At 63.9% G+C, this 24,719-nt stretch carries 27 protein-coding genes; 13 read left to right on the top strand and 14 right to left on the bottom strand.

Annotation, left to right across the window (positions count from 1 at the left end):
• Window positions 1-51: 51 nt before the first annotated feature.
• The 4 genes from HUW10_RS02755 to HUW10_RS02740 form a co-directional block, all read right to left on the bottom strand.
• Window positions 52-1,368 (bottom strand): type II toxin-antitoxin system HipA family toxin, encoded by a 1,317-nt coding sequence (locus HUW10_RS02755; protein ID WP_174502091.1) that lies wholly within the window; start codon window positions 1,366-1,368, stop codon window positions 52-54.
• The gene (locus HUW10_RS02750) at window positions 1,365-1,628 is read right to left on the bottom strand and encodes a helix-turn-helix domain-containing protein (RefSeq protein ID WP_174502090.1); all 264 of its coding nucleotides are present in this window, start codon (window positions 1,626-1,628) and stop codon (window positions 1,365-1,367) included. Before HUW10_RS02750 ends, HUW10_RS02755 begins: the two co-directional genes overlap by 4 nt.
• Window positions 1,629-1,793: 165 nt before the next feature.
• Window positions 1,794-2,048, bottom strand: coding sequence for an IcmT/TraK family protein (icmT, locus tag HUW10_RS02745; RefSeq protein ID WP_174502089.1), 255 nt, complete (start codon window positions 2,046-2,048; stop codon window positions 1,794-1,796).
• A gap of 19 nt (window positions 2,049-2,067) precedes the next feature.
• Window positions 2,068-3,486 (bottom strand): type IV pilus twitching motility protein PilT, encoded by a 1,419-nt coding sequence (locus HUW10_RS02740; protein WP_174502088.1) that lies wholly within the window; start codon window positions 3,484-3,486, stop codon window positions 2,068-2,070.
• A 73-nt stretch (window positions 3,487-3,559) separates the two neighbouring features.
• Here HUW10_RS02740 and HUW10_RS02735 point away from each other — a divergent pair, with 73 nt between their 5' ends.
• Window positions 3,560-4,204 carry a hypothetical protein gene (locus HUW10_RS02735; protein WP_174502087.1) on the top strand — a complete coding sequence of 215 codons (645 nt, stop codon included), beginning with the start codon at window positions 3,560-3,562 and terminating at the stop codon, window positions 4,202-4,204.
• 549 nt (window positions 4,205-4,753) lie between these two features.
• Here HUW10_RS02735 and HUW10_RS02730 read toward each other — a convergent pair.
• Genes HUW10_RS02730 through HUW10_RS02720 form a run of 3 tightly spaced genes read right to left on the bottom strand, consistent with a single transcriptional unit; the run spans window position 4,754 to window position 6,865 of the window.
• Window positions 4,754-5,443 carry a hypothetical protein gene (locus tag HUW10_RS02730; protein WP_174502086.1) on the bottom strand — a complete coding sequence of 230 codons (690 nt, stop codon included), beginning with the start codon at window positions 5,441-5,443 and terminating at the stop codon, window positions 4,754-4,756.
• A gap of 1 nt (window position 5,444) precedes the next feature.
• The gene (locus HUW10_RS02725; RefSeq protein WP_174502085.1) at window positions 5,445-6,191 is read right to left on the bottom strand and encodes a hypothetical protein; all 747 of its coding nucleotides are present in this window, start codon (window positions 6,189-6,191) and stop codon (window positions 5,445-5,447) included.
• On the bottom strand, window positions 6,188-6,865 hold the full coding sequence (locus tag HUW10_RS02720; protein ID WP_174502084.1) for a hypothetical protein: 678 nt from the start codon (window positions 6,863-6,865) through the stop codon (window positions 6,188-6,190). Before HUW10_RS02720 ends, HUW10_RS02725 begins: the two co-directional genes overlap by 4 nt.
• 239 nt (window positions 6,866-7,104) lie before the next feature.
• On the opposite strand from HUW10_RS02720, the gene HUW10_RS02715 reads away from it, so the two are divergent.
• On the top strand, window positions 7,105-7,284 hold the full coding sequence (locus tag HUW10_RS02715) for a hypothetical protein (protein ID WP_174502083.1): 180 nt from the start codon (window positions 7,105-7,107) through the stop codon (window positions 7,282-7,284).
• Between the two features lie 118 nt (window positions 7,285-7,402).
• Here HUW10_RS02715 and HUW10_RS02710 read toward each other — a convergent pair whose 3' ends face one another.
• Genes HUW10_RS02710 through recA form a run of 3 tightly spaced genes read right to left on the bottom strand, consistent with a single transcriptional unit; the run spans window position 7,403 to window position 9,994 of the window.
• A complete protein-coding gene (locus HUW10_RS02710) occupies window positions 7,403-8,254 on the bottom strand; it encodes a dUTP diphosphatase (protein ID WP_174502082.1) in 852 nt (283 codons plus the stop codon).
• Window positions 8,244-8,948 (bottom strand): hypothetical protein, encoded by a 705-nt coding sequence (locus HUW10_RS02705; protein WP_174502081.1) that lies wholly within the window; start codon window positions 8,946-8,948, stop codon window positions 8,244-8,246. Before HUW10_RS02705 ends, HUW10_RS02710 begins: the two co-directional genes overlap by 11 nt.
• Window positions 8,948-9,994: a recombinase RecA gene (gene recA / locus HUW10_RS02700; protein ID WP_174502080.1), complete on the bottom strand. Its 1,047-nt coding sequence runs from the start codon at window positions 9,992-9,994 to the stop codon at window positions 8,948-8,950. Before recA ends, HUW10_RS02705 begins: the two co-directional genes overlap by 1 nt.
• Before the next feature lie 429 nt (window positions 9,995-10,423).
• On the opposite strand from recA, the gene HUW10_RS02695 reads away from it, so the two are divergent.
• Window positions 10,424-13,048 (top strand): sigma factor-like helix-turn-helix DNA-binding protein, encoded by a 2,625-nt coding sequence (locus HUW10_RS02695; RefSeq protein WP_174502079.1) that lies wholly within the window; start codon window positions 10,424-10,426, stop codon window positions 13,046-13,048.
• Between the two features lie 29 nt (window positions 13,049-13,077).
• On the opposite strand, the gene HUW10_RS02690 is transcribed toward HUW10_RS02695, so the two are convergent.
• Window positions 13,078-14,553 carry an AAA family ATPase gene (locus tag HUW10_RS02690; protein WP_174502078.1) on the bottom strand — a complete coding sequence of 492 codons (1,476 nt, stop codon included), beginning with the start codon at window positions 14,551-14,553 and terminating at the stop codon, window positions 13,078-13,080.
• A 168-nt stretch (window positions 14,554-14,721) separates the two neighbouring features.
• Entirely contained in the window at window positions 14,722-15,279 is a 558-nt protein-coding gene (locus tag HUW10_RS02685) for a nucleoside 2-deoxyribosyltransferase (protein ID WP_174502077.1), read from the bottom strand.
• Between the two features lie 240 nt (window positions 15,280-15,519).
• Between HUW10_RS02685 and HUW10_RS02680 the strand changes: the two genes are divergently transcribed.
• Together HUW10_RS02680 and HUW10_RS02675 are read left to right on the top strand one after the other, a co-directional pair.
• On the top strand, window positions 15,520-16,077 hold the full coding sequence (locus HUW10_RS02680; protein ID WP_174502076.1) for a hypothetical protein: 558 nt from the start codon (window positions 15,520-15,522) through the stop codon (window positions 16,075-16,077).
• A gap of 161 nt (window positions 16,078-16,238) precedes the next feature.
• Window positions 16,239-16,685 carry a hypothetical protein gene (locus HUW10_RS02675; RefSeq protein WP_174502075.1) on the top strand — a complete coding sequence of 149 codons (447 nt, stop codon included), beginning with the start codon at window positions 16,239-16,241 and terminating at the stop codon, window positions 16,683-16,685.
• A 52-nt stretch (window positions 16,686-16,737) separates the two neighbouring features.
• Here HUW10_RS02675 and HUW10_RS02670 read toward each other — a convergent pair whose 3' ends face one another.
• Window positions 16,738-17,883, bottom strand: coding sequence for a hypothetical protein (locus HUW10_RS02670; RefSeq protein ID WP_174502074.1), 1,146 nt, complete (start codon window positions 17,881-17,883; stop codon window positions 16,738-16,740).
• A gap of 167 nt (window positions 17,884-18,050) precedes the next feature.
• On the opposite strand from HUW10_RS02670, the gene HUW10_RS02665 reads away from it, so the two are divergent.
• The 8 genes from HUW10_RS02665 (at window position 18,051) to HUW10_RS02630 (ending at window position 24,101) form a co-directional block, all read left to right on the top strand.
• Complete coding sequence (locus tag HUW10_RS02665; RefSeq protein ID WP_236656175.1) at window positions 18,051-19,130, top strand: hypothetical protein; 1,080 nt, start codon at window positions 18,051-18,053, stop codon at window positions 19,128-19,130.
• A 148-nt stretch (window positions 19,131-19,278) separates the two neighbouring features.
• The gene (locus tag HUW10_RS02660; RefSeq protein WP_174502072.1) at window positions 19,279-20,520 is read left to right on the top strand and encodes a Fic family protein; all 1,242 of its coding nucleotides are present in this window, start codon (window positions 19,279-19,281) and stop codon (window positions 20,518-20,520) included.
• Between the two features lie 140 nt (window positions 20,521-20,660).
• Window positions 20,661-21,308, top strand: a complete 648-nt coding sequence (locus tag HUW10_RS02655; protein WP_174502071.1) for a hypothetical protein — start codon at window positions 20,661-20,663, stop codon at window positions 21,306-21,308.
• Between the two features lie 198 nt (window positions 21,309-21,506).
• On the top strand, window positions 21,507-21,746 hold the full coding sequence (locus HUW10_RS02650) for a hypothetical protein (RefSeq protein ID WP_174502070.1): 240 nt from the start codon (window positions 21,507-21,509) through the stop codon (window positions 21,744-21,746).
• A gap of 93 nt (window positions 21,747-21,839) precedes the next feature.
• Window positions 21,840-22,004 carry a hypothetical protein gene (locus HUW10_RS02645; protein ID WP_174502069.1) on the top strand — a complete coding sequence of 55 codons (165 nt, stop codon included), beginning with the start codon at window positions 21,840-21,842 and terminating at the stop codon, window positions 22,002-22,004.
• Window positions 22,005-22,022: 18 nt separating this feature from the next.
• A complete protein-coding gene (locus HUW10_RS02640) occupies window positions 22,023-22,862 on the top strand; it encodes a nucleotidyl transferase AbiEii/AbiGii toxin family protein (RefSeq protein ID WP_174502068.1) in 840 nt (279 codons plus the stop codon).
• Window positions 22,859-23,584, top strand: a complete 726-nt coding sequence (locus HUW10_RS02635) for a hypothetical protein (protein WP_236656174.1) — start codon at window positions 22,859-22,861, stop codon at window positions 23,582-23,584. Before HUW10_RS02640 ends, HUW10_RS02635 begins: the two co-directional genes overlap by 4 nt.
• 115 nt (window positions 23,585-23,699) lie before the next feature.
• Entirely contained in the window at window positions 23,700-24,101 is a 402-nt protein-coding gene (locus HUW10_RS02630) for a helix-turn-helix transcriptional regulator (protein ID WP_174502067.1), read from the top strand.
• 9 nt (window positions 24,102-24,110) lie between these two features.
• Here HUW10_RS02630 and HUW10_RS02625 read toward each other — a convergent pair whose 3' ends face one another.
• Window positions 24,111-24,716: a restriction endonuclease gene (locus tag HUW10_RS02625; RefSeq protein ID WP_174502066.1), complete on the bottom strand. Its 606-nt coding sequence runs from the start codon at window positions 24,714-24,716 to the stop codon at window positions 24,111-24,113.
• Window positions 24,717-24,719: the final 3 nt, after the last annotated feature.

Here is a 24,719-nt window from a genome sequence, read left to right as displayed (position 1 = left end):
CGCCCAGAATGTCGCGGCTCAAGGCGGGGTGGCGCGTTCAGCCAGTGGCTGTCAGGGGCTGGGCGGCGCCATATCGTCCATGGTTTGGCCGGCGGTATCTGGCACCGGACGGACGTCGTCCTCGATATGCATATTGGAAATCACCGTTGCACAGCGACGCCGTATCGCTTCGGCAACCTCTCGAAGGATAAAATGATCTCCGGCGGGCATTGCCCGGACCTCGTCGACCGCCTTGTCGAGCAAGGTCGGCAGCGCCTTAGCCATCTCGTTCACCCGGCGCACGACGGAATTGGCGCTGAGACCACACTCCTCCGCCATGCGGCGCCAATGACGGCGATTGATGTGCCGGCCGCGGTTCTTGCGGTCGATATCCTGGGGGAGGTTCTGTGTGATCTCAGGCCAGACATCGCCGGCAACCAGATCATAGAGCGGTGCCATCTGCGGACGACCGGTCAGCATGATCGAATAGTTCTTCGCGTGGGAATCCACATTCGTGGCCAACACGTTGAAGATCACCGCATCGAGTAGCCTGATCGTATCGCGAGCCGTCATGTGAATCCTGACGATCCTGAAAAGGTCGACCAATCCAGGCCCGGGGATGCCGCTGCGATTGTGCTGGTATTTCGCCGCCGGCGGGAGCGACAGTGCTTGGCAGAAATCCTCCTGGTGCAGCCGGCGCCATACGCCGTTCCGCAGAAGCCGGTCGTAGCGCTCGACGAGCAGATAGGATCGTGCCCCGGCCTGGCCGGTTGTGACACTGGCGGTCTCCAGTCCCATCCGCCTGGCAAGCACCATGCACAGAGCCTCGTTCTGCACGATGCCTGGTAGTCGCGGATTGTCAGGCTTGATGATATGGGTCGATGGTGCCCCGTTGATGGGGAGCACGATTTCACTCCCCTGAAAGGCGACTGGCAGCTTTTCCTGTGCGCCCGCCAGGCTCATCGAGACACCATTTTCGCCAGCGAGAAACGGCTTTTTCGGTAGATCCTCGATAATTTTCTCAAAGGCGGACTGCCCATGAATCGGTATGAATTCAGCGCCATGTCGGCTGCGTGGCTGACCTATACTCAGTGCGCCCGCTGTGTCACGGCCAACCTTTCCGAGAAGCCCGAGGATGTCACCGCTGGCGATCCCAAACCGCCTTCCCATTGTCTGAGCGGCATCTCCTTCCGGCAGAAGGTTCATGAGCCAGGGGATGATGACCTCATGGGGCACCTGCTGGATGCCGAGAGGCATCGCGAGCGATATGCGAAAGGAATTAGTCAGATTCAGCCAGCTCTCGTCATAGGTGAAGCGGGAGCCACTGGCGTCCGTATGGATCGTGCCGACCAGTATGCTCTCATAGAAAACCGGTGTGTGGTCGCTCATAAGCCGACCTCGGGAATATCGAACTCTTCCTCACCAAGCTCCGGTGCAGCGGCCGGCGATCCAGCGTCGACAAGTTCAATCCCCACAGCACTTGCCGCTGCGAGCGCCTTGCCCAGCTGACAGGTCGCCTTGCCGGCTTCGAGATCGACGATGAAGCGTTCGCCGGAGTTGATCGCCAGCGCAAGCTGGCGCTGGGTCAGACCGAGCGACTTCCTGCGCGCCTGGACAAGCTCACCAAAAATTCGCGCATCATTGATCATAACCCAACTCCGTCATCCCGGTCGGTAAGATAAAGGGAATTCGGAGGAATTTCAATCCAATTCTTCCTGATCGGTAAGAAATATCGCCAAATTGAGCTGGATCAGTTGGAATATGACCGATCGGGAAGAACGAGACACTACCCCTCCCAATGGCCATGCCCGGCCTCAGTCGAATATTCGCTGCTCAGCCGCCCCGTAGTCGATCGCGACGCGGCGATCCTGCCCGTTCCACCCGGGGCGACGGTTCCCAGCCAGAGCTGAGCGGATCATCTTCAGCCATACCTCAATGGTCACGCCACGCCAGATCTCGATGAAGACCATGGCAACGACGAGCACACCCAGCGTGATGAAGACCCATTCGCGCAGGTGCAGCAGCCCCATCATGAAGATCACGAAGAGCCGGGCATCGAGCCCGAGCAATCTCGGGCGGCAATAGGAATTACGCCACATTTGAAACCTCTGCGACCTGCTGGTCGAGCTCCGGATCAAATCCGCCGGCGACAACGGGGGCTCCCCCCATACTGACGGCGCGGCCATTCGGGTCGATCACGTTCTGGGCGGATTGCCGCTCAACCTGACGCTGGCGGAGAGCCAGCTTCTCATAGTCCTCCTCGGCGATATGGCCAGCCTCGAAGGCTTTGCGGGCGCTATCGATCATCCGGCAGCACTCGGCCTCGCCGCGGGCCATGATCTCCTGGATCATCACCGTCCACTGCTCCATCGGGGCCTCGATGATCCGCCGCCGAAGAGCCGCATCGAAGACGAGATACTCCCTTACGGCGATCCGCCCGCCCCCGATCTTGGGCACCAGGAGTTGGGTGATGAAGCAGCGCGCCACGTCGATCAGGTCGACGCCGATGCCGGCGCGCTGATCCGGGCTGATGGCCATGATCGCGCGCCGGACGGTTTCCGAAACGCCGATCGTGTGCATGGTCGAGATGCAGGGGTGGCCGGTAGTGACCGCGGTGACCAGGCCCTCGATCGTCGGACCGTCACGGGCTTCACCAATGACGATCAGGCCAGGCTTGCGGCGCATCGCGTTGGCGACGGAGGCCGCCCAGATCAACCGCGAGCCGCCCTCTTCCGCCCGCAACCGGATATCGCGGCCAACCTCGACCTGATGGACCGGTGAGTTCGGGAAAACGAGGTCGTCGTAGACCAGCTCGATCGGCGCCGAATATTCGATGATCTTGACCGAGTTCTCCGGGTTTTCGCCGATGTGGCGGATACCCGCCCCCATCAGGGTCGTCTTCCCCGATCCGGTTGGGCCGGTGACCAACATAAGACCGGACAGCTTGCCGAACTGCTCAATGATCGTGGGCTCGACGTTCATGTCCGTCAGACGGGGCGGAGAGCCGGGCAAGACGCGTAGCGACAACTGGACGCCGTCGCTGATGCTTTTGCCGGCGGAGTCCGGGTTGCGCCCGGCGGTCGCGTTCACGCGCATACGCAGAGGGCGGTCGGCTTCGCACTGTCGGGACGCGACATAGGCGAAATCAAGCGGCCTGCCCTGCTGGTTGACCTGCCCCGGCCCTGACCTGTCCCCGTACATGACCCGGATCAGCTCATTGACCTCGTTCACGGTGACGGCGCGATGTGTGACGCGGTGCCACCGACCATGACGCTCAAACCAGACCGGTTCGCCCACCTGGACCGAGATGTCGGAGACATCTGCGCGCGCCGCGGATTGGGCGATCATGTCGAACTCGTCGATAGTCAGGCGGCCGGAGACGCGGAACTGCAGGCCGGGCACCCACTCTGTGCTCGAAGCGATCGGAATCTGTTGCTGGGTGTCTATCTGATTCATCTCCCCCAAAATACAAAAACGGTGGATAAAAGTCCAATAATCAATCGCCATAGGGCTCGTGCGGAGTCGCTTACACATCTCATCGGTATGGTTGCCGGAAATATCCAGATTCGGGACAGAGACCATGCTTGACTTTCGCTTCCGGCTTTTTGCCGTCCACACGACCGGTGCACGGCGCGACAAGCTCGCTGCCGCTGGCCTCGCCGACCACGTCGACGCGTTCGAAATGTTTGTGGTCGAATGCGATGCCAACGGTCGCCTCATCGACAGCCCGGTCTCGGGCGTTCATATTGGTCACCGACTGATCAACAAGGACGGGTTGGCGCTCGACTGGGCTACCCTGGATGACGAAGCAGCCCGCACTTACGAAAAGATCGAGGCAAGCCACCCCCGCAAGCAGGGTGTCGTGATCATCGGTGATGACGTGGCCCGGAATGGCGACGCCTTCATGAGCGGAATCCTGGCTCTTCAGCTGGACCCGGACGAGTATTCCATCGCTGTCCGTTCTGGCTCCGATATCGTCGCGCCCAGCGCTGTCCTCGCTGCGATGAAAATCGACGCCTGGCGGATCGCGGTCGATCGCTTCTGCCGTCTGAATGATCATCGCGACCAGGATGCGGCTATCCCGATGCTCGACACCGAGATGGCATGGCGGGACTTCCAGCGCGCTCAGGCAATCTCGGTCATCCCCACACTACCGCTCTTCGCGGGTCGGGGTGTTTTCGAGCCGACTGTCGAAGAAACGCCGGCGTTCGAACCGTCGCCCTGATCGGGATTCAGACGGCGTCGTCTCCGTCCTGGACGATGCCGTCGATCCATCTGCTGAACGGGACACTTCCGTCGACCATCGACATTGGCCAGCCGTGCAGCTCGGCCCCCCTGGCAGGCCCGAAAAGCAAACCGCCAAGCCCCCTCCCCGCTCTCGCCCGGCTTCTCGATGACGCGCCCGGTCGAGCATGTGCTCGCGCCGACAGCCTCCACGAGGGCTTCGATGAATTCGGAATACGGACCCGCCTCAGCCCGGCTTCGGTTGCGCACGATCAGCGCTACAAGGTCCGAGAGGTCGGTGTCATTCAGCACCTTCTCGTTCGGCTCCACCGCCGCGGGGCCATTGCCAGGAGCCGGCACCACGGCGAGAGGGGGCCGAGCGGCGGGCATCGCACGCGCAGCATCCCGGAAAATCGAGCGTGGCAGGCTCGGTGTGGCATTGCCGATCATCGCAAAGGGCCGGAGTGCGGCTTCAAGCTCATTGATGCGAGCGATCAGCTGATCGCGTGCTCCATCAGCCGGCGGATCCTGGCTCATCTGACACCTCTCTTCATGATGTGGTGGACGGAGCGGCCTGGTCTACAGCAGCTGCAACTCCGCCCGCCGCAAGCCGGGACACAATTTCGAGGCAGTTCGCGAAGGACGGCCATCTCGCCGTGGCGCCCGCCATGCCGGCGATGATGCGCCAGTGGGGCTCTCTCAGCACGTTGCCCAGAGGGTCCGACAGGACAAGCTTGCCGTCGCTCCGCTGCATGATGTTGTAGCCGGCATTGCCGGTCCCGAGATCCCAGATGTCGAAGCCAATGCCGTATCGGTCCAGCGCCTGCAGAAGTTGACTGGCCGTTTCCATCAAGCGGGTGGCCTGATCAGGGTAGGCTTTGGCGACGTCCTCGATCTCCTCGTACCGCCCGCCCAGCTCGTGCAGCCATTCGACCACGGTGATCGTCGAGCCGCCATCGAGCAATCTGGCATCGTGGACAACCGGCAGCATGGCGCGATCTACACCCGACGGGAGTCCGGCCGCAGCCATTACCGCCAGGAGCAGGAAACCATCGGCTTCGGCCGCGATGCGCACGACGATGTCAGGATGATCCGGGTGGGTGAAGACAGTAGCGTTGTCACCTTCGCCTATCCATTCGAAGCCGAGTCGCTCGGCACTCGCGATCAACGTATCGTAGGAGTCCCCGCAGATCCCCAGCCCGGCCAGGTCGGGTCCGGAGGGCGCCGTGCTGTCCGACATTTCAGCCTCCGAAATTGAGAGCGAGAGGCGTCTGGCAGTCAGAGGGGGCGGCGCCCAGTGTGCGGGCTTCCTCCTCGGCTGCGAGCAGCCGGTCGATACCGGCATGCGCCAACCCGATCTCCTCGGCGTCAGCGGAGGAACTCCATGGTGACGTATGGAGTACCGGACCGTCATTGCCTGCAATGAAATAGAATTCGCCACAGGCCGGGTCACCTGAAAGCTCGGTGATCAGGCTCTCTGTGGTGCTGTGTGGTGGCACGTAGCCGTAGGGGTCGAGCTCGCCGCAGGGGAGGCCGAACGCGGCAAGCCCGATACGGTTCAGCTTTGACAGGTCGACGCGGAACGCCTCCCTCTCGGGGGGTAGCGAAAGAGGGTCAAACTCACCATCGCTGGAACGGTTGACCAGGAGCGGCACGAAGAAAAGATCGCCCGCCCGTCCGACCAGGACGCCGAACAGATTCTCCCCTACTGTTTGTGGATAGAAGAAGTCTGCCGGGTATTCTCCCTCGATGCCTGCAAAGCGGTAGAAGACCTGCTCGCCGCGGACGACCGCAGCTTCGATCATCTGGCTGCCGGTGGGGACGTCGACACCATTGTGCCTGCCGTAGCCCACGGCGTGAACCTCTTCGCCTGGAAGCGCCGAGGTCATGGCGAATTCGCGCGCGACCTCACGGATCTGCTGATCGGCAATATCGCCGTCCAGCACCAGGATCGACCCGATCCGGTCCGTGGCGCGCGCGTCGTTCATTCGGCGGCCTCCTGGACGGTATCCGACTCGGCTACAGCGTCGGGGTTGGCGAGGATCTGGTCCAGCATCTCCTGGCAGCTGGTGCCAGGAGATGGCGGTCGGCCGGGGCCCCTCTTTTTCCGGGGCTGCCGCCATTCGGGATAATCGACATCGGCCGCGGCGCACAGCCGGTCCCAACTCACGACGATCGCCCGCCATTCCGGCGACAAGCTGGCCAGAGTGTCGAAGCGCGCTTGCAGAGCGGGCATTCGGTCGAGCATCAGGCGGCAGGCGAGGAGATGGGATGTCCTGGTCGGATGAGCGACCGACATGTCGCCGCCGAGATCGACGCCGGTCAGTGCGCGACACATCGCATCGGTGAACGGGTGCCGGATGCCGAAAACCAGCCAGTCCCTGAACTCTGGCGTGATTTCGATCGTAAGCCCGGCAAGCGCCGGCGCCACTGCGGTCTCTGCTGCGGCAATGATGTCCGGACATGTCCGGAGCTTGGCAAGAGCCTCCCTCGATCCGGTCACAAGGCTTGCGCCAGTAATGTCGGCAAGCCTGCGGTCGGCGACCACATCCATTCCGACCAGAGCCGTCAGCGCGCTCATGGCCATCGGCGGAATCCCGTCGTCTGGCGTTTGCAGCAACGCACAACCGTTGCGGTAGGTCACAGTGAAGTCAGAGTTCATGCGGCACCTGTTTCATATGTGCCTAGAATATTTTTTTCGGCATATCGGATCAAGTATTATTCGCTCCTTTGAAGCCAAATCCGCGGGATAGATGGATGAAATCGGCCCTTGAATTGCTCTTGATCAAGGTGGCTCATGCAAGTCTTCCAATGTCCGCCCCTCCTGATTTGAGCCCAAAGAATTTAATTGAATTTTGTCATTTAATTTTGTAAATCGGTCTTGCGAGACAGGAGGTTGCCATGCCCAATCACGCCACCGCCCCCCAGGACCGCCTGATCGGCTCAATCGCCCTCAGCAGCTTCATTCTGGTCCTTTTCAGTAGCCTTCTGGTTAACGCGGCGACATCGGGGGGTGGCCGAGTTTCGGTCAGCCCGAACAGCCCGCAAGCCGTGGTGATGATGGCAGCGGCTGATCGCTAAGGCCGAACCGGGCTTTCGCCCTCCATCTCAACTGCTCGGCCGGGCGTCACTCTAAGCCAGGTGTGATCCTTCGGGTCAGCCATACTGCCGGGCGATCCGGCAGCATGGCTTCTCCTGCTCAAGCGGCCACGATCGCGCGGTAACGGTCGCCGAGCCCACGCATGATGGTCTCGGCGGCGTCCGGCCGTGCGAGATCGATGCCGGACAGAATCTCGGCGAGATGCTCATTGTCCTCTCGCCCGTCCCAGATCTTCACGTAACTGCCGGTCTTGTAGCCATTCTTTTGGCGGAACACGTTCAGGACGTTCTTGCCGACATAGAGCCGGTAGGCCCTACCCTGCGAGACGCCGATACGGGATGCCATGTCAACGAAGGTGGCCAGCACGCGCGGCGAGGCGCACTCATCGAGCAGCACGGCCTTCACGAAAGTTTCTACCGAATTCAACACGACATCGTGGGTGTCTGGCGCTGCCTCATTCGGCAGGACCAGGCTGGATACGATGTCAGAGCGCTGCGCGACTTCCAGACCACCTTCTCTCTCGATCGCGCTGGAGATCATGAAGTGCAGGATGTCGACGACCTCGATCTCGGCCTGCTCGTAGTCGGGGTGAGGATTACCCCACCATTTCCAGACCTTCAGGTGCCCCATCAGCTCGCCGGCCTCGATCCAGGCCGCCCGGTACCAGGGCCGGCGTAGCTCGATCCAGTTCTCGTCCACGACACGGTTCATCTGGTCCTGCAGGTCCATCATGGCGATGACCTGTTGGTGAGTAACGGAATTCGGATCGGGCATGAAATGCTCTCCTGCGGGGGCGCCGGGGCGCCGGTTTGAACTCTCGGCCGCCTCGATGATGAGACGGCACTCGCAAGGCTCGCCGCCGTCGTAGCGGCATGCCGAGAACCGCGGCACGTGCCGGGGGCAGCCGATGGACGAGGCGAGGCGGTAGATCTCCTGCGGATCAGCTGCCACGGCTGTCGCTCCAGGGGAAGGCTTTGGGCCCCTCCCCCCGGTTGCGCTTGCGGACATGGATCGGGATTTCGTCGGTGCATGCCGCTTTCCAGGCGCGCAGCTCCTTCAGGGTCTGCGCGCGCCGCCTGACCTCGATCAGGCGGCCGGCCCGCCAGTGCTCGACCTCGAGCCACGGTCGGTTGGGCAGCATGACGATCTGGCCGTCCGGCGACAGATCCAGGGCGATCCCGTCGGTGCGCGCCATTACGAACATCTCCGGCACGACCGGGTCGGCGCTGGCATGGGCAACGAAGTACATGCCAGCCGGTGGTGTGAACCGGGAGGGAGCGTTCTTCATCAGGTACCGCCGGGCCACGAGGAACGGACAGACCTGGAGCGCCCAGACTAGGCAGTCCTTCCGGGCCGGCGGGTCGAGATAGGCGCCGCGCGGGTCGTAAGCGGCTTTCGGACCGCCCACCAGCCAGACATCGTCGTCGGCGAGCGGCAGGCCGGAAATTGCGCACAGTCCCTCGCCCAGGCAGCGATCGACCCGCGCGAAGTCGTTGATCCGGAAATCCGGGGTTCCGTCGTCACCCCGGGCGACAACGAACGGGATCGGATAGCCTCGGCGATCTCGATCCAGATGCGCCATGGCTCCTGGGAGCGGGGGCATCTCCCGGGTGGCGCCGGCCGGATCAATCGACATGTCGTTCATCAGGCGGCTTCTCCGGCGTCCTCGCTGTCGGCTTCCCCTTCGCCGGGGACGATATCGGTCACCGCGGCAGCCCGCTCACGGATCTGAACCTCGATCGCCCGTGCGATCTCGGGGTTCTCGCGCAGGAACTGTTTTGCGTTTTCGCGGCCCTGGCCGATGCGCTGGCTGTCGCAAGAGAACCAGGCGCCGGATTTCTCGACGATGCCGGCCTTGACGCCGAGGTCGAGCAGCTCGCCGACCTTGGAGATGCCTTGGCCGTACATGATGTCGAACTCGACCTGGCGGAACGGCGGCGCGAGCTTGTTCTTGACCACCTTCACGCGGGTCGTGTTGCCGATCACTTCGTCGCGCTCCTTGATCGGGCCGGTCCGACGGATATCCAGCCTGACGGAGGCATAGAACTTGAGCGCATTGCCGCCGGTGGTGGTCTCGGGGTTGCCGAACATGACGCCGATCTTCAGGCGTATCTGGTTGAGAAAGATCACCAGCGTCCGGGAGCGGCTGATGGTTCCGGTGAGCTTGCGAAGCGCCTGGCTCATCAGTCTTGCGTGAAGACCGACATGACTGTCGCCCATCTCGCCCTCGAGCTCGGCGCGGGGAACGAGGGCGGCGACGCTGTCGACGACGAGGACGTCGATCGCGCCGGAGCGAACCAGTGTGTCGGCGATTTCGAGCGCCTGTTCGCCGGTATCGGGCTGGGAGATCAGCAGATCATCGACCTTCACGCCGAGCTTTCGGGCATAGATCGGGTCGAGAGCGTGTTCGGCGTCAATGAACGCACAACTGCCGCCGAGCTTCTGCGCCTCGGCCACGGCGTGCAGGGCAAGGGTGGTCTTGCCCGAGGACTCAGGGCCGTAGACCTCGATCACGCGACCGCGTGGAAAGCCGCCTATGCCCAGCGCGAGATCGAGGCCGAGCGAGCCGGATGATACCACAGGCACGGCCTCGACAGCCTGGCCATGACCCATTCTCATCACGGCGCCCTTACCAAAAGCACGCTCGATCTGGGCCAGAGCAGCATCCAGAGCCTTGTTCTTTTCGGTCATCGGTTCTTTCATCCTGACGTATGATTGTGACAATACAAAAATTATTCTTCAAAACAAAATTAAAAAATGCCGCATAATTTTCGGATCGGAATCGCCGCCAGAGGAGGGCCGTGAGCATGTCCTGCGGCAGCCGGTAATCCTTTCATTTAGCGCATTAAATGGGTTCAATGACGCACGTGGGCCTGCAACAATATCCTTCAGGTCAATTTTTTTTATGGAAATCAGAAAATGACATTTCTATAGCACACAATGGATGGGGCCGAGAGGTTTCCAGAAAAATCGGAACCGTTGGCGAATCGGAGCAGGATCATGTAAATTTCAATGTTGAAATCGGCTTTCTGAAAATGAGGTCGCGTAATTCGTTGATCTAAATACATTCTCTATATATTCCCCTTTTATCTACCCCAGAGGGTCAGCAGGCTGAAACACATGAACGCTTCCGGCACGACGCTTCGAGACGCCCTGGACGAGATCGAGCTGGCCCGACCGACCGCCCAGGCGGTCTCGGAGAATCCCGACAGTCCGCTGATGACCATGAGCGTCGCGAACGTACTCGACCTCAGAAACGCGCTGCTGAGCCGGGAGGTCTCCTTCAGAGGCTTCTCCGTGCCGATCCTCAAGCAGATCTTCAGCCACCTCGACGAGGCGGGTTACTCGCATGCCGGTGCGGCCCGGGCCCAGATGAATGCGCGCCAGCAAGACGACGCGCGCGTCGCGGCTCTCGCGGCGGTTTTCCGCGTGCTTGCCCTTGTTCCCTTCCCCGAAGCGCTGCTGGAGGCGGACCCCGCTATCCGGCTGCGCCGGATCCTCGAGGATTTCGTCGCGGCACGGGACAGCAAGGATGACTGGCGGGCTGGCGTCCGCACGCTGGCCGACCTGCTCTCGGACTGGAAGGGGATCATGACCCGCCTCCAGCAAGCCGACAATTTCGGGGTCAAAAGCACGACAGACCTCAAGTTGCTGGTCGACGGCGCACTCCTGCGCGCGACCGAGGCCGTGGCCAGCGTTGTCAGCAAGAAGGATGTCGCCACCGAACGGCTGAACCTTGCCGGCATCCTGGCCGGCGACATTCCGGTTCCGCTACAGCACATGATCGGGCGCGCCGACCTCGACAAGGTCCGCGACGCGCTCCCAGCCTTCCTTGCTGAACCCGCGCATCACCTTCTCGGTGGCAACCACGGGCGGAAGAACCGCGCAACCGAGCTTCCCGGCTTCCCCGGCGTCATCATGCGCAATGAGAAGCAGGCGCAGATCCTGGCCATGCGCTACGGCTTCTTCGACAAGCCGGCGACGCTCGATGTCGTGTCCAATACCGTCGGGATCACCAAGGAGCGCGTGCGCCAGATCGAGGTGGAGGCGGTCAAGCATCTCGGCCGCGAGCCTTCGCGGCAGAAGGTCGAGCCGATCATCGAGGCGCATCTGCCTCAACTGATCGAGATCCTGACCGAGGGAACCGGCTACCTGCCCGATGAGGCATCCGGCGAGATCAACCGCAAGGCGATGATCGCCCACGGCGTGCCGGGAACCGTGGTACTGGGCCTCGAGGCCCTGTTCCCGAGCGCGTCGGACCTGGCCAACCGGTACGGCACCCGGCAGGGCAATGGCTGGCTGCTTGGCCTCGACGACAAGGCGCGCGGGCGGGCCCAGGCGACCAGCAAGCTGCTATCGACCAGGCTGCGCGGCCGGCGCAACGCCATCCTGGTGTCCGACGCCATGGAGGCGGCCGGCGCAACGACGAGCGAGATCAGTGCTGCCGTCGCCATGGTTCCCGGCGCCGCGATCGTCGGCCGCCACATCATCCGGGACATCGACCAGCTCAACGAGCGCCGCGCCTATCAGCTCTATGACCTCGCGATCAAGCTGGACAACGGCGCGCCGTTCGACCTGACGCGCCTCTGCGAGGCTTATGCGGCGGCCACGCCGGAAGAGAACAACATGCCCAACTGCGTCCCGCGCGCCATTGCCGGGGCGAAGGGCATGTTCCTCAATGTGATCGACCGGATCTGGTTCCCGCTACAGGAGAAGCTGCCTGAACGCCCGGCCGGGCACGCCCCCCTGCCCTACACGATCCGGCCGGACATGTCGCAGACCTCCATCTGGCGGCGGCCGTTCGGCGAGAACACGGTTGCCCATTTCCTGCATGGCCAGATCACCCGCCACGGCCCCATCCGCACGCTGGATCTCGCGGAACTCACCCTGCCCGAGAACTATGGGTCGCGCAGCGAGACGCTCAGCGGTGCCCAGCCGATCATGAAGATGAACCCGAACTTCGTGCACCTTTCGCCGGGGATCTACGGGCTCGTCGAGCAACTGCCGAAGCTGACCGACCCGCGGCGGGCACTTCCGGAGGTGCTCCTCGCCGACCGGATCGTCCGGGCATACACCGATGCCAGGCGCGTATCGCCGGCCGCGGCGCGGATCTACCCGATCTGGGACATGGCATTTGAATACCGGCTGGCCCGCTGGGCGGCCGAACACGCCAACAAAAAGGTCGCGGGAGCCCTTTTCGACGTAGTCGATCCGCGCATGTGGCCGATCGCGGAGGACGAAATCACACGGTGGCAGGCAGTCAAGGCCGAGATGTCCGATCGCAAGCAGCATCACCAGACCGAGCAGCCGGACGAGTATGCCCTGCCGCCGGCGGACCGGTTCCTCGCCTCCATGATCACCCTATGGTGGATGGGGGAGATATCCTGGACGCTGATCGGACGGACCACCAACCAGCGCGATATGCACACGCCGGCCTCGCACCTGGCGCTCCTCGCGCGCTTCGGCCTGGCCCGCGCACCGAAGCACTGGCAGGACCGCCATCTGCCGACCGCCGACCTGCGGCCGACGCTGGAGGCAGTGATCCGCGATGCGGTGCACGCTGATGGCATCAGCTGGCGTAATCCGGAGATGCGAGCCCTGCTTTCGCGTGATGCGGGGCCCGGGGGCTGGGTTGACAACGATGCCGTGAGCCGTGCGCTTCAGCGGCCCGGTGATCCGCAGCTCTCGGTCTACGGCCGGACCAAGGTGCGACGGGGACGCGTTCTGCAGCCGGTCAACGACTGACGGCCGGGCGAAGGGGTGGGTCGGCCAGCCTAGTGCCGGCTGGCCGACCGGTCCCGCTGACGCAGCCAGTGCTCCAGCACCGTCTGGAGCTGCCGGACGGATCCACCGCCCCAGATCCCGGTGATCGCCTCGATCTCATCGAGGCCGAGAGGCTCGATCATCGCAGCTCCTGGACCGCGCTCGGCCACGACCTGCCGGAGTAGCGCCTTCACCAGGTGGGGACCGTGTTCGGCAGACGGATCGGCAATGCGGCTCACCATCCGGAACCGGTCACGGATCGCGGGCGGCAGGTCCTTCGTGGAGTTGGCCGTGGCCAGCCAGTTCACATGGCGGAGGTCGATCGGGGCCTCGACATGCGGGTCATACCAGCCGGACGCCTGCTTGCGGTCCATCATGCCCAGCAATACGTCGAGCAGGTTGCCGTTGTAGCGACTGGTCCCGGCCTTCTCGATCTCGTCGAGGATGATGACCGGATTGGCGATCTGGTGCGAGGCGATCAGGCTCAGCGGCAGCGACGGCGAGGTGGTGGACCATTTCCGGGAGGCGCCGCGGAACGAGACGGAGTCGGTATCGCCGCCACACGGATATTTCAGGTAGGGGATCTCCAGCACCAGGCAGGCCGCCTCGACGAAGCTGGTCTTGCCGACCCCCGGGTTGCCGACCAGGATCCGGGGCGTCCATGCGACGTGATCGCGCGTCGTCAGGTCCCAGTAGAGATCGTCGATCGCGGTGGCGGCATGAGGGAAGTCGGCCAGCATCCGCTCGCGGAACGTATCCAGGCGGTTCGAGCGGAACAGCGGAAGCGGCTTCTGCACCAGGCTGGTCACTGCCTTGTCCGCCCGCTTCGCGCTGTCATTGTCGCTGTTGCCGATCTCGCGCACAACGATGACGCCCGTGGCGACATCCCGCCTGGCGTCGGTCGCGCCGGCAGCCACCTCCACCGGTGCGACCGCGTCGTCGCTCGTGTCCAGCTCGGCGACGCGCTGGTTCCAGTGGAACGGCAACGCCCGCCATATGTCCTCACCGAAGAACTCGAGGCCGACCTCCTCGGTGAGCCCCATCCACGCGAGCAACATCTCGAGCGTCTCGCAGCGGGTCTTCAGCGGCAGCGAGCGGAACTCCATGCCGAACAGCAGTTTGACCGCGCCGTGCAGGTTCAGGGCCCCCGGCGGCAGGCCGGCCGGGATCAGCCGGCGCACGGCGTCATGCACGCGCCCGGCCTGCTCGCGGTCGAGCCCGGTGGGCTGGATGATGGCAAGGATCGCGGGCGCAATGATGTTGCGGGCCGCCCAGTTCGAGACCCGGTCATTCATGCCGGGTGACTGGACAATCGGTGGTGCGGACGGCTCTTCGAGCCCCCAGTCGCCTCGGGTGCCTGCCGCCGGCGCGCCGCCACGCCCGCGGCGCAGGGGCACGTGAAGCTCGCCGGCGTCGTCGAAAACGCCAATTCCATCTTCCAGCAAGCCGCTGATATCGTCGGTCGGATTGCCGGAAGCCTTGGTCATCTAAATCTGCCCGCCAGTTATGATCGGGCGCATGCCGAATGCAGCGCCCACGCCGCGAATCAAACAGACGGCCAGGGCGAAAGCAAGCGAACAAGCAGTCGCGCGCGCCCGTTGCCCACAATATATTGCGCGCATTCAGAACAAGATGAGAACATGTGGTGATGTGTGTCAGGCGAGGTGAGCGGCTGCCGCGCGGAGCGCGGAGAGGAAGTCGGGGTGAACGCGTTCGCCGACGACCGAGCAGGTGAGCATGAGGTTGTCGACCTCGCCGAAATCCTCGACCATCATGCCATCGCGATCCCGGATGATGCCGTCCTGCACCGAGAATGGCGCGCAATGCCAGTTCGAGATCTTCTCGCGGGTCGTCCGCAGGTCTGAGGTGTACGCGAAGACCGGGAGGCCGAGGCCATAGGCCATCCCCATCTCCCACGCCGTGCCGTTATCCGCGCCCGGGCTGCGGAAGGGGTCGATGTTCGCAAGCACCGCGTCGCAGGTGCGGAGGCGATCGGCATTCGCTCGGAAGATCGCCCGCGCGACCTCTGAAGGTGGCTGGCCGGCGCGCAGCATCGTGTCGATGCCGGCGACCATATCATTGTCCGCCGGGTAGACGCCCGTCACGCCGTGCGCGGCACAGAGCTGGATAAGGTGCGCACCATGAGTATCGGAATCGGCCCGGAAGACGTCCGGCCCGGCGAGATAGATGCGGGGCTTGTCGCTCGTCATCATGCCGCCTGCGCCTCGGCCACGGTCTCATGTGTGATGGCCTCCTCCCCGCTGACATGCTCGAAGGGGAGCCAGCCCCGGCTGAGGGGCTCGTGAGGGATGGCGAACGACATTGCTTGGCACCTCTCCAGCGCAGGAGAACCCGGTGTCCGGCATTATGGGCGGCGACCCGACAAAAATCAATCATACATTGAAAAATGTCCCACGATTTCTATAGCACGAAGAAGCCATCGGAGAACCATCATGCCCAACTATTACAGCACCGTCGCCGTTCATGAGCCGCTGCCGCTGGCTTTGCTTTCCACGTTGGAGCGCGAGATCCTGGACGCCGCCTTTCAGGATGCACAGCCGGACGGTGAGTTGATTCATCTGTTTGCCAGCGAGACGGCCGGGGGTTTCCTGGAGATGCGTCTCTCGGAGTTGCGTAAGGCATTCGAGAGCCTTCCGGACAAGGCCACCGGTGTCGGCCGCACCCTCGCCGCTGCACTGGAAGCCGCGGCGGCTGGGGGCAGCGGCGACGATGACATGGTCACGGTCGATATCGACGAGGACGCGTGGCTGGCGGTGCTGCAGGACATCTCCGCGCGCCTGCCCCAGCGGATGATCCGGATCACGGCGGCCTGGACCTGCAGCAAGCCTGAGCCGCAGGCCACTGGCGGCAGCGCGATGCTGGTCACGCCGAAGTCGATCTTCCGCGGCAGCACGGACAGCCTGATGGCGCAGTTCATTGACGAGGCCAGCCAGGAGATCGGACATCTTGACGAGGTCACGCCGGAGCCGGGGCCCGAGCCGCAGCCGTGACGCCGGCTTTCGCCCGGCCGCACCTCGCCCGAGCCATCGCCGCGGCGGCAGCGTCAGGGCGCGCCCCGTGGCAGACTGGTGCCCCTGCATTTCTGCTGGGCAGGCACGGGAGCCTCTCACGGCTCGAAATTGGCGAGACGTACTCGGCCTCTGCGGAGCGGATGTTGCGGCCCCTTTTTCGGCAGGTGGAAGAGACGAAGGTCCTCTCGTCGGATGCCTGCGGGGCGGAGGGAATATCCATCTGCCTTGCCGATGCCCGCGACCCCGAGACTGGGATACCCTTCATTGCATGCCGCGCAAACGAAGGGGGCGTCGTCGCCGTTTCAGGTTATGGCATGATTTTCGTCGCTCCCCAGTGGCGGGGCCTGGGGCTCGGCGCCGAGCTCTCCCTCTATTCCAGGATGCTGGAGGATGATGACGGGTATGGAGCGCACCTGTACTCACCGGGCGGCCTGGCCGCGGCCATCAGCGGCTATGAGCTCGGGTGCCGGATTGGCGCCGATATCGGCTATCATGACCGGCTGGCCGATGTCATGATCGATGCTGGCCTGATGCGCAGGCGCTACGGGCTTGATCGGCCACGCGGATCGCCGTCACCCGAGGTGTAGACGCTTCGGCTGCGATGCATGAGGGGACAGGCCGGAGGGCCAGCTCACCTTCTTACCCTGGAGATGGCCTGGGCCCCTGCGCATCATCATCGGGCGCCCCGTGGATCGCACCCACTGCCATTTCGGAATGGTCGACCATGCCGTCCAGATCCGGTGTCTCCCGGATGAAGTATCGCATCTCGCCCTGGCGGATCTCCATGAGCGTGGCACCAGCCCCCTCGCCGGCTGCCTCATCCACGCGCTCGATGCCGTGGACGCCGGCAAAGCCGAACAGCCCGGGCGCGGCATCGACCAGCCACCGGCCGCCATTTTCCTCGACGTCCGGATGCACCGCGGTGGCGAGCGAATGACAGACTGCGCCGGGCAGGCGGGCGAGTTGGACGCGCAGACGCTCCATGGTCGCCTCGTCGACCGTAAAGCCGGCATCCTCGAGGACCTTCCACGGCTGGCAGCCGCTGGCGATGTGGGCAGCCAGGAGCCGGTTGCCAGCCCACAGGCCATAGCTCTGTTCGGAGCGCATAAGCTGCCCGACGAGCCAGCGGGCAGCCTCGGGCGGGATCATCCGCCGCTCGAGGTCGCCATGATCGAGGAGGAGCCCAACAACCGCGTCCTGCATCGCATCGGTCGTAATGCCGGGTCTTGGCAGCCGGCCGAAATGCAGTGCCCGGCAGGGCACGTTGGCCGGAATCTTCCAGAATTCCCAACCGCGCGGCCGGATGAGCGAGGCGACGTGATTGGGAGAAAGGATGCCCGGGCTCTGGGCTGCCGGGTCGAGAACATGGATGCCGCGCGCGTCGGCGTGCGTCGCGAGGATCCAGTGCTTCATGCCGATGACGAGGCATCGGAGCATGGCCATGTTGCCCGCTTCCAGCCAGCCGACGAGGTCTTCCATCCGGTCCGGCCCCGCACCGTCTGCGGTCGGCGGCATCCGCTCGTGCGGGATGCCATAGAGATCGAGACCGCGCTTCATCTCGACCTCGGTCGTCCCGGTCCGGGGGTTGGTCCCCATCATGCCGGCGATGACCTCGGGATGGAGGCGCGGCGGATCGGGCTCGCCGGCAAGGAGGATACTGGAGAGCATGCCCACGCAGGTCGAACCGCAGGTGAAGCCGTTCGGCTGTCGCATGTGGTGCCACGCATAGTGCTCGCGATCGCCCGCTTCCGGGCGGGCCTGGCCGGACTGGCTTTGACCGCTCATTGATTCATCTCCGGGTTTCCCAGCCAGATTACATCCTGAATGTGCAAAAAACGAAGATGAAACTTCATAATTACTCACCAATTTTGTATTGTAAGTGCGGTGAGCGCGCCGCTCTATCGAGTATGGTCGGGAGATGTCGAATGCTTCTGTGTGATCAGGTCGTCGCGATGAGGAACAGGATCCTCGCTGTCCCGGGAGCACTGCAAGCGGCGACTGCCTCGATCCAGCGGATCGTCTCGGTCGCGGACACGCTGCCCTCGGCGCCGCGCTTCATCCTGGCCAACGACGTAACGGAGGCGTTGATCACCAGCTCGATCGACTACCCCGAGGCGCTCACCGGTTGCATCGATGCGATCCGGATTCCGTGGCGGTGCGCCTGGTTCGAGTGGGACGACGACTTCGCCCGGGATACCTGGCGGCGTGCGCATGTCCGCCAGCGAGTTCAGGATGACAATTTCATGCCGAAGCGGGTCGGCTTCATCGTCGAGACCGACGAAAGCGGTCGGAGAGGCGAGATTTCCGTGCTCTGGCCGGTGCCGGAATCCGACGGCAAAGGCGGCCTGACGAGCAACTACGACGGCATGGTGATGTCGAACCTGCCCACAATCCATTTCGACCTCGACCGGCAGGATCTCGACGCCCGGGCCATGGTCGGAGCCGCTTCCCTCGAGCGTGCAACCGGGATTCCCATCCCGGAGATCGGATTCAACAATGAGCTTGAACCAGGGCGAGCTCGCTACCTGGACCGGATACGGGCCACGATGATGATGGACTGGAGCAACTCCGGTGTCGCCAAGCTCATCGCTCATCTGGGCCACTACAATCCGGTCGAATTCGTCTCGAACGCCGTCGCGGACATCTGGTCGGAGTACTGCATGCTGGTCCCCGCCGCGGCGATGATGAATGCCCGGCAAGCGGTGCGAACGGCCCCGGTCGACCGCGCCCGGCTCAACAAGGCCAGGGTGAAATCGGGCCGGAGCCCCCTGCTCGATCACCTGGTCGTGTCGATGAACGTCTCGCCGGAGGAGCGTGCCGAGCGCCGGCGGGTGGCCGCAGGTGGTGCGGCAGGTCCGCGCGCGACGCACTGGGTGCGCGGCCATCTGGTCCATCGTGGCGGGACCATCTTCTGGCGCCGGCCACATATCCGCATGGGGGTGGGTGACGCGCCGGTCGGGCGGACGGTCCGGGTGCACGGACAGCCGGAGATTCGACCCGAGGTGGACGACATGCCGGCGCCTGGCCAATGAGCGTCCGAAATCGAGTGTCTGTTGCGGTCAAAAATTCGGACATCATAGCGGCCGAATTTATTCCGAAAAATAAAAAATAATAGTAATATGCAGGGAATTATGATATCCAGTTTTGGACAAGAGACCGGACATATTATAGGTCAAAAAGATGCGTGAATTTCCTGGTTCCCTGACTTTGATGCCGGAGGAGGGGCGTGCCGAATCCAGGCACCTACTCGATTTGTCCTTCCGCATCACATCTGAGGCGGCCGAAATGGGCGGGATGATACCTGATGCGCCGAGGCTCGCGATTGCCCGTCTCGTTAGAGCGATGAATTGCTACTACAGCAACTTGATAGAGGGCCATAACACCCATCCGAAAGACATCCAGCGCGCCCTGTCGGAGAATTACTCGTCTGATCCGGCCGTCCGGGACAAGCAGGTGGAGGCGCGTGCGCATATCAAGGTCCAGGAACGGATCGATGATGGAGCCTATGATCGCCTTGGTCTCGGCACGGAGTTGATCAGGTCGATCCACAAGGACTTCTACCTGCACATGCCGGAATCGTTCAGGTCAGTGGAGCTGAACGGAGTTCGGCACCGCGTCGTGCCGGGCGAGTTCCGGAACCTGTATGTGGTGGTGGGACGTCACGAGGCGGTCGCGCCGGAGATGGTGCCTGGGTTCATGGCACATTTCGAGGCCGGCTATAGAGGCGTCGGACCCGCCTTCTCCCTGATCGCCGCAGCGGCCTCACATCACCGGCTGGCCTGGATCCATCCCTTCCTCGACGGGAATGGCCGCACCGCGCGCCTCTACACCCATGCCTGGTTCAGGCGCTTCACGAAGGGGGCGGATCTCTGGTCGGTGTCGCGGGGCCTGGCCAGGACGCTCGGTGATTACCGCGCCAAGCTTGCGCGGGCCGACTATCCGCCACAGGGGGGCACCGATGGCCGCGGCACGCTATCCGCGTCTGGCCTCGCGGAGTTCTGCGCGTATTTCCTCGTGACCGCTCTCGACCAGGTCCGGTTCATGCGTGACATGCTGGCTCCGGACACCCTGCTTCCGCGGCTCAGGCTGTTCGTCCAGCATGAGGCCGAGACCGGGCGCCTCGATCCCCGGGCGTTCGCCATTCTCGAGCTGGCCTATCTGCGTGGGCATGTACCGAAGGGAGAGGTCGAAACCCTGCTTGGTGTGTCCGAACGGCACGCGCGCCGCATCGTCACGCCGCTGGTTGAGCGGGGCCTCCTTGAATCCGAAGGTCGATCGGCCCCCTTCACGATAGGCTTTCCGCTGGAGGAGGCCGATCTCATCTTCCCGCGCCTGTTCCAGATGCCGGCAGCTGCTACTCAGGCCAAAATCCTTGATGCTGCCCGCTCGGATGATGCAGTGGATGACATGCCTGCGCCCTGAAGGCGCGCCGATCTTAATCTCGAATCAAGACATCGAGAGCACTTTCAAGCGAATGCCTCTGCCCCGGGGAATCCCGTGGCCGGCTTGTTGGTTACGCAGTTGGTCAACAAGCTCCGGGAAGCATTTGAAGGAGTGCCACGATGAATCTCGGCCAGATAATCGGCGGGCGGGACGACCGGCAGGCAATGCGCATCGGGGCCGCCGCAAGCGCCTTGTTCAGAGGAATGAGCGCCGCCCCCGGCGATGCCGAATCCTTCATCCGTCGGATCCAGGAAAGGGATCCCGGCGGCAGATCGGATCAGGCTGTTGCTCGCATGGTCGCCGCCCAGGTCATCCGTTCTCTTTTGCTGCCGATCTGCCGGCAGGAGGACTGGCTTGTCCGGGGTGCCCTTCTCGACATGGAGGCCGCGCTCGGGACAGGTGATCGGGACAGGATCGCTTCCGAGGGGGCGGCGTGCGCCGCAATCTCCGGAAAGCTCTGGACACACTGCGAAAATCCGACTCCTCGCGACCGGCTGGCATTTCGGGCTCTGTCGATCGCCGCTCAGGCACGAGAGCCCGGCCTGGCCGAGTTCATGGAGTCCGTCGGGCGCTTCGTCATCGCCGCGGCCAAGATCCAGCGCCCGGTGACAGGTGACGAAGCGGGACGCCTGCAACATAGGGCCTACAAGCGCGCCGCGGGGATCTATCTCGAGGTCTTGCAGCATCAGCCGACCAGGAATGACCGCGCGGCGACGACAGAGACGCGGGCGGTGGGCGATCCGGTCGAGGCACCATCCGCCTTCTGATTCAGGCAGAGACCGCGCCCCGGGTCCTAATGCCCGAAATGCCGGCGTCCTCAAGACCTGCCGCGGCGTATCGCCCACCCTGTCAGGCGGTGGCAGCTCCTCTCCTTTTTTATTGAACCGATAGAATCATAGTTGTATTGCTATATCAGGCATTCAATCGCCTGCCGCCGGCCACTGCGGCGGGCTCTGGAGCACATCATGCTGCAATTCGAGTTGCGTGCCTTTCCGAATGAAGCGATGGGCCCCGAGGACAGGACTTTCGTCCAGGCGCCGAGCGACCAGGCCATCCGGGCACGGGCAGGCCGGCTCGCTGTCAGGATCAACGGGCCCGTAGATATCGCGCGTGCTGGCGAATCTGACTGGAACGATCGCTACCTGACCACGGCCAGCCCCAGCGAATACCACGCCGCCGGCTATCGCTTCGAGCAGCTGACATAGGGGCCGGGCGGGCGACGGCAGCGATCCGGCATCCCGCGGCTTGTTGGTTTCACATCGCGCCCACCAGGATCGGAAAAACGAGCGGAGATACCCGTGACCCTGAGACGATCAGGCTGGCTCGCGCCGGCCGAAATCTGGCTCCTGAAAAAGCTGATCCGGATCGATCGCCGCCTGCGCGGTGCTGTCCGGATCGGGCTGACCCGCCGCGTTCGCCCCATCGCCGCTCCACCAGCCTCGGCCGTAGCCTCGGTTGATTAAGCTGAAAAGGGGCATAAAATGACTGTTTCCAGCTTAATCAGGGATACCCCGAACGATGCCGACGTCGCGCGGGAACTGCTTCAATACGAGGTTGTGCGGAGCATATTCGTGAAATCGACCGAGCGGGAGATTGCGCTGAAGGGTGGATTTGCCATGCGCGCGCTGTTCGGGAGCGCACGGCACACCAAGGACATCGACCTGCAGCACGATGCGCGGCGGGCCAACCTGGCGCGCACCCAGACGCTGATCCGGTCGGCCATCCGCAACGCCGTAGCCACGGGCATTCTCGAAGATGTCCGGATCAGCGAGCCGAAGCAAACCGACACCGTGGCGCGGTGGAAGATCGGCGGCCGGACTGTCGGAGGTTCTCAGGTCGCGCTCACCATCGAAGTGTCGCGCCGGCCGATGCCGGGGGATGATTGCCTGACCAGGATGGAGATGCAGCCACCGGCCGAAATCGGCGGCGCCCTCGTGATGGTCGACACCTATTCCGCGGATGCCATGGCCGGAGCCAAGACAATCGCGCTGCTCAGCGAGAACCGGCTGGCGCCGCGTGACCTGTGGGACCTCGACATCCTCATCACCATGCGGGCGGAGCCGCCGCCGCACATGATCGATCACCTGCGCACAGAGCGTGCCCGGCAGGCGCTGTTCGACAAGCTGGACACCATGAGCTGGAAGCTCTTCCGCGAGGAGGTGCTGCCGACCCTGCCGGCCGGCGTGGCGGAGGCGCTGGACCGGGATGCGTTCGAGGAGATGAAGGTCCGGGTCGCGCTCGCCGTCGAGAAATGGCTGGCCGACGGAGACCGGAGCCCCGATCGCCGGCCGGATAACCAGGAGCCAGGCCCGACACCATGAGCACGGTCATCCGCGCGATCGAGCTCCTCCGGGGGCTCGGGGTTCCGCGCGTCATCACGCGCCGCGGGCTCGAAGATCTCTTCGCGGGTGGTGGCATAATGCTGTCGACGAGCGGATACCGCCGGCTCGTGGGCGACCTTGCGGATGCCCGGTGCATCTGGCCAGTCAACCGCCGGCTCTACCTGAACCGCGAGGCATCCCCGGCGGCCGGGCCGGACGAGGCGGCCGAACACCTCGAGCCGGGGGCCATCGTGTCTCTGCAGCGCGTCCTCGGCGCGCACGGCATCCTGAACAACCCGTCCGCCTATGTCACCGCGGTCGTGCCGCTCAGGACCGGCCATCCGCCGCCAACCCTTGGGCACCGCGCGACCGAGGCCGGCGTGTTCGTCTTCAAGGGGATCCCCGCCGCGGTGCTGGCGGCTGGTGAGGAAGAGGACCGTCTGGAGGCCCTCAATCGGCCATTCCCCGGACGCATGCCGATCGCAACGCCCGAGAAGGCGCTCATCGACTGGATCTACCTCGGCAGCTCGCCCCGATCCGACATGCACCTCCCGCCAATCCACGACATCGACCTCGAAACACTGGACCGGGAGCGGCTGGGCCGCCTGGCGAAGGCGGCCGGGCCGGCCGTCGAAGCCGCCGTGTCCGCGTGGATGGAGAAGGCAGACCAGCATGTCCACTACGACGACCGGGAGGATGACGGGCCAATACCGGGGTTCTGATTGCGGGGATTTCGGATCACAAGCATCCCGGCGCTTGTGATTGAATATACTTCCAGACGTATATCATATCATATACGTCTCGACGTATTTTCAGCCGTGAGATGGAGGCTGCGCGATGATCGACCAAGAGAGCTCTGCAGATCTACTGATCCACTTCGGACAGCTGATCCGGAAAGTCCGCATCTCTTTCGGTGTCCGTCAAGCCGACCTGGCGGCCATGGTTGGAACACGCCAGGCGACAATATCCGAACTTGAGCGCGGCCGACTGAACATCCACCTCGATCTGGCCCTGAACCTGATGCGGCATCTCGGCATCGAAATCAGGGAGCCGGAAGCGCACAGCGACGATGCGCAGATTACAGAGGAGGCCATGAGCGTGCCGGATATCGACGACATCATACCGCCGCCTTCGCGACGTACGCCGTGCAATCCAGAAGCTGGGCTGCCCACCTCTCCTGCACCCTCAGACCAGAATGGCGACCCGGCCGACGACCCGCCGGCCGAACCAGCGCCCTGATCCGGGCGCTCAGCGAAACGTGGCGGCGTCGTTCTCGCCCACCTGGACCAGGACCGTCCCCGTCTTGCCGGCGAGTGCGTGCGCGGCGCGCGTGAAGCCACGACATGCCATGACCGCGGTGCGGCCCGCGCCGTAGAATGACGCGGCGCTATGAGCCTCCTGCACCGCCTTCACGCCGACCGGCTGGGCGTAGCGCTTGCACTGGACGACCATGACCTCGCCGCCGCGGCGGGCGATGATGTCGGCCCCGAAATCGCCGGACGCCCGGGTCGTCTCGGTCTTCCAGCCATAGTGCTCGAGCAGGAAGGCGCAGAAATGCTCGTACTGGACCGGCGATAGCGAGAGCGGGTCACTGCCGCCGATGCGCAGCATCGCCTCGCGGTAGGCGCGCCGCCGGCGCCGGCGGAGCTGGAACGCCAGCACGAGCAGGCCGACGATGATGAGCAGCGCGACCATGGCGGGCAGTTCAAGCCCCCGGAGAACGGCACCAAGCTGATCGCCATCATGCTGAATGGCAGCAAGAACCTTGCCGGCCATTGCCAGGGCGACAAGGCCGGCCAGGGCCGCGAACGGCTCGGATCCTGAACGGCGGCGACGGGAGCGCGATCTGGCCATGGC

Source organism: Acidiphilium sp. C61 (genome assembly GCF_905116885.1).
Lineage (GTDB): Bacteria > Pseudomonadota > Alphaproteobacteria > Acetobacterales > Acetobacteraceae > Acidiphilium.
This window is presented reverse-complemented; position numbering and strand designations above follow the sequence as displayed.

Bases quoted from the DNA above. Each gene is read 5' to 3' on its own strand.
- HUW10_RS02755 (WP_174502091.1), bottom strand. From the start codon at position 1,368: ATGAGCGACCACACACCGGTTTTCTATGAGAGCATACTGGTCGGCACG.
- HUW10_RS02750 (WP_174502090.1), bottom strand. From the start codon at position 1,628: ATGATCAATGATGCGCGAATTTTTGGTGAGCTTGTCCAGGCGCGCAGG.
- HUW10_RS02740 (WP_174502088.1), bottom strand. From the start codon at position 3,486: ATGGCGATTGATTATTGGACTTTTATCCACCGTTTTTGTATTTTGGGG.
- HUW10_RS02735 (WP_174502087.1), top strand. From the start codon at position 3,560: ATGCTTGACTTTCGCTTCCGGCTTTTTGCCGTCCACACGACCGGTGCA.
- HUW10_RS02730 (WP_174502086.1), bottom strand. From the start codon at position 5,443: ATGTCGGACAGCACGGCGCCCTCCGGACCCGACCTGGCCGGGCTGGGG.
- HUW10_RS02725 (WP_174502085.1), bottom strand. From the start codon at position 6,191: ATGAACGACGCGCGCGCCACGGACCGGATCGGGTCGATCCTGGTGCTG.
- HUW10_RS02720 (WP_174502084.1), bottom strand. From the start codon at position 6,865: ATGAACTCTGACTTCACTGTGACCTACCGCAACGGTTGTGCGTTGCTG.
- HUW10_RS02715 (WP_174502083.1), top strand. From the start codon at position 7,105: ATGCCCAATCACGCCACCGCCCCCCAGGACCGCCTGATCGGCTCAATC.
- HUW10_RS02705 (WP_174502081.1), bottom strand. From the start codon at position 8,948: ATGAACGACATGTCGATTGATCCGGCCGGCGCCACCCGGGAGATGCCC.
- recA (WP_174502080.1), bottom strand. From the start codon at position 9,994: ATGACCGAAAAGAACAAGGCTCTGGATGCTGCTCTGGCCCAGATCGAG.
- HUW10_RS02695 (WP_174502079.1), top strand. From the start codon at position 10,424: ATGAACGCTTCCGGCACGACGCTTCGAGACGCCCTGGACGAGATCGAG.
- HUW10_RS02690 (WP_174502078.1), bottom strand. From the start codon at position 14,553: ATGACCAAGGCTTCCGGCAATCCGACCGACGATATCAGCGGCTTGCTG.
- HUW10_RS02685 (WP_174502077.1), bottom strand. From the start codon at position 15,279: ATGATGACGAGCGACAAGCCCCGCATCTATCTCGCCGGGCCGGACGTC.
- HUW10_RS02680 (WP_174502076.1), top strand. From the start codon at position 15,520: ATGCCCAACTATTACAGCACCGTCGCCGTTCATGAGCCGCTGCCGCTG.
- HUW10_RS02675 (WP_174502075.1), top strand. From the start codon at position 16,239: ATGTTGCGGCCCCTTTTTCGGCAGGTGGAAGAGACGAAGGTCCTCTCG.
- HUW10_RS02670 (WP_174502074.1), bottom strand. From the start codon at position 17,883: ATGAGCGGTCAAAGCCAGTCCGGCCAGGCCCGCCCGGAAGCGGGCGAT.
- HUW10_RS02665 (WP_236656175.1), top strand. From the start codon at position 18,051: ATGAGGAACAGGATCCTCGCTGTCCCGGGAGCACTGCAAGCGGCGACT.
- HUW10_RS02660 (WP_174502072.1), top strand. From the start codon at position 19,279: ATGCGTGAATTTCCTGGTTCCCTGACTTTGATGCCGGAGGAGGGGCGT.
- HUW10_RS02655 (WP_174502071.1), top strand. From the start codon at position 20,661: ATGAATCTCGGCCAGATAATCGGCGGGCGGGACGACCGGCAGGCAATG.
- HUW10_RS02650 (WP_174502070.1), top strand. From the start codon at position 21,507: ATGCTGCAATTCGAGTTGCGTGCCTTTCCGAATGAAGCGATGGGCCCC.
- HUW10_RS02640 (WP_174502068.1), top strand. From the start codon at position 22,023: ATGACTGTTTCCAGCTTAATCAGGGATACCCCGAACGATGCCGACGTC.
- HUW10_RS02635 (WP_236656174.1), top strand. From the start codon at position 22,859: ATGAGCACGGTCATCCGCGCGATCGAGCTCCTCCGGGGGCTCGGGGTT.
- HUW10_RS02630 (WP_174502067.1), top strand. From the start codon at position 23,700: ATGATCGACCAAGAGAGCTCTGCAGATCTACTGATCCACTTCGGACAG.
- HUW10_RS02625 (WP_174502066.1), bottom strand. From the start codon at position 24,716: ATGGCCAGATCGCGCTCCCGTCGCCGCCGTTCAGGATCCGAGCCGTTC.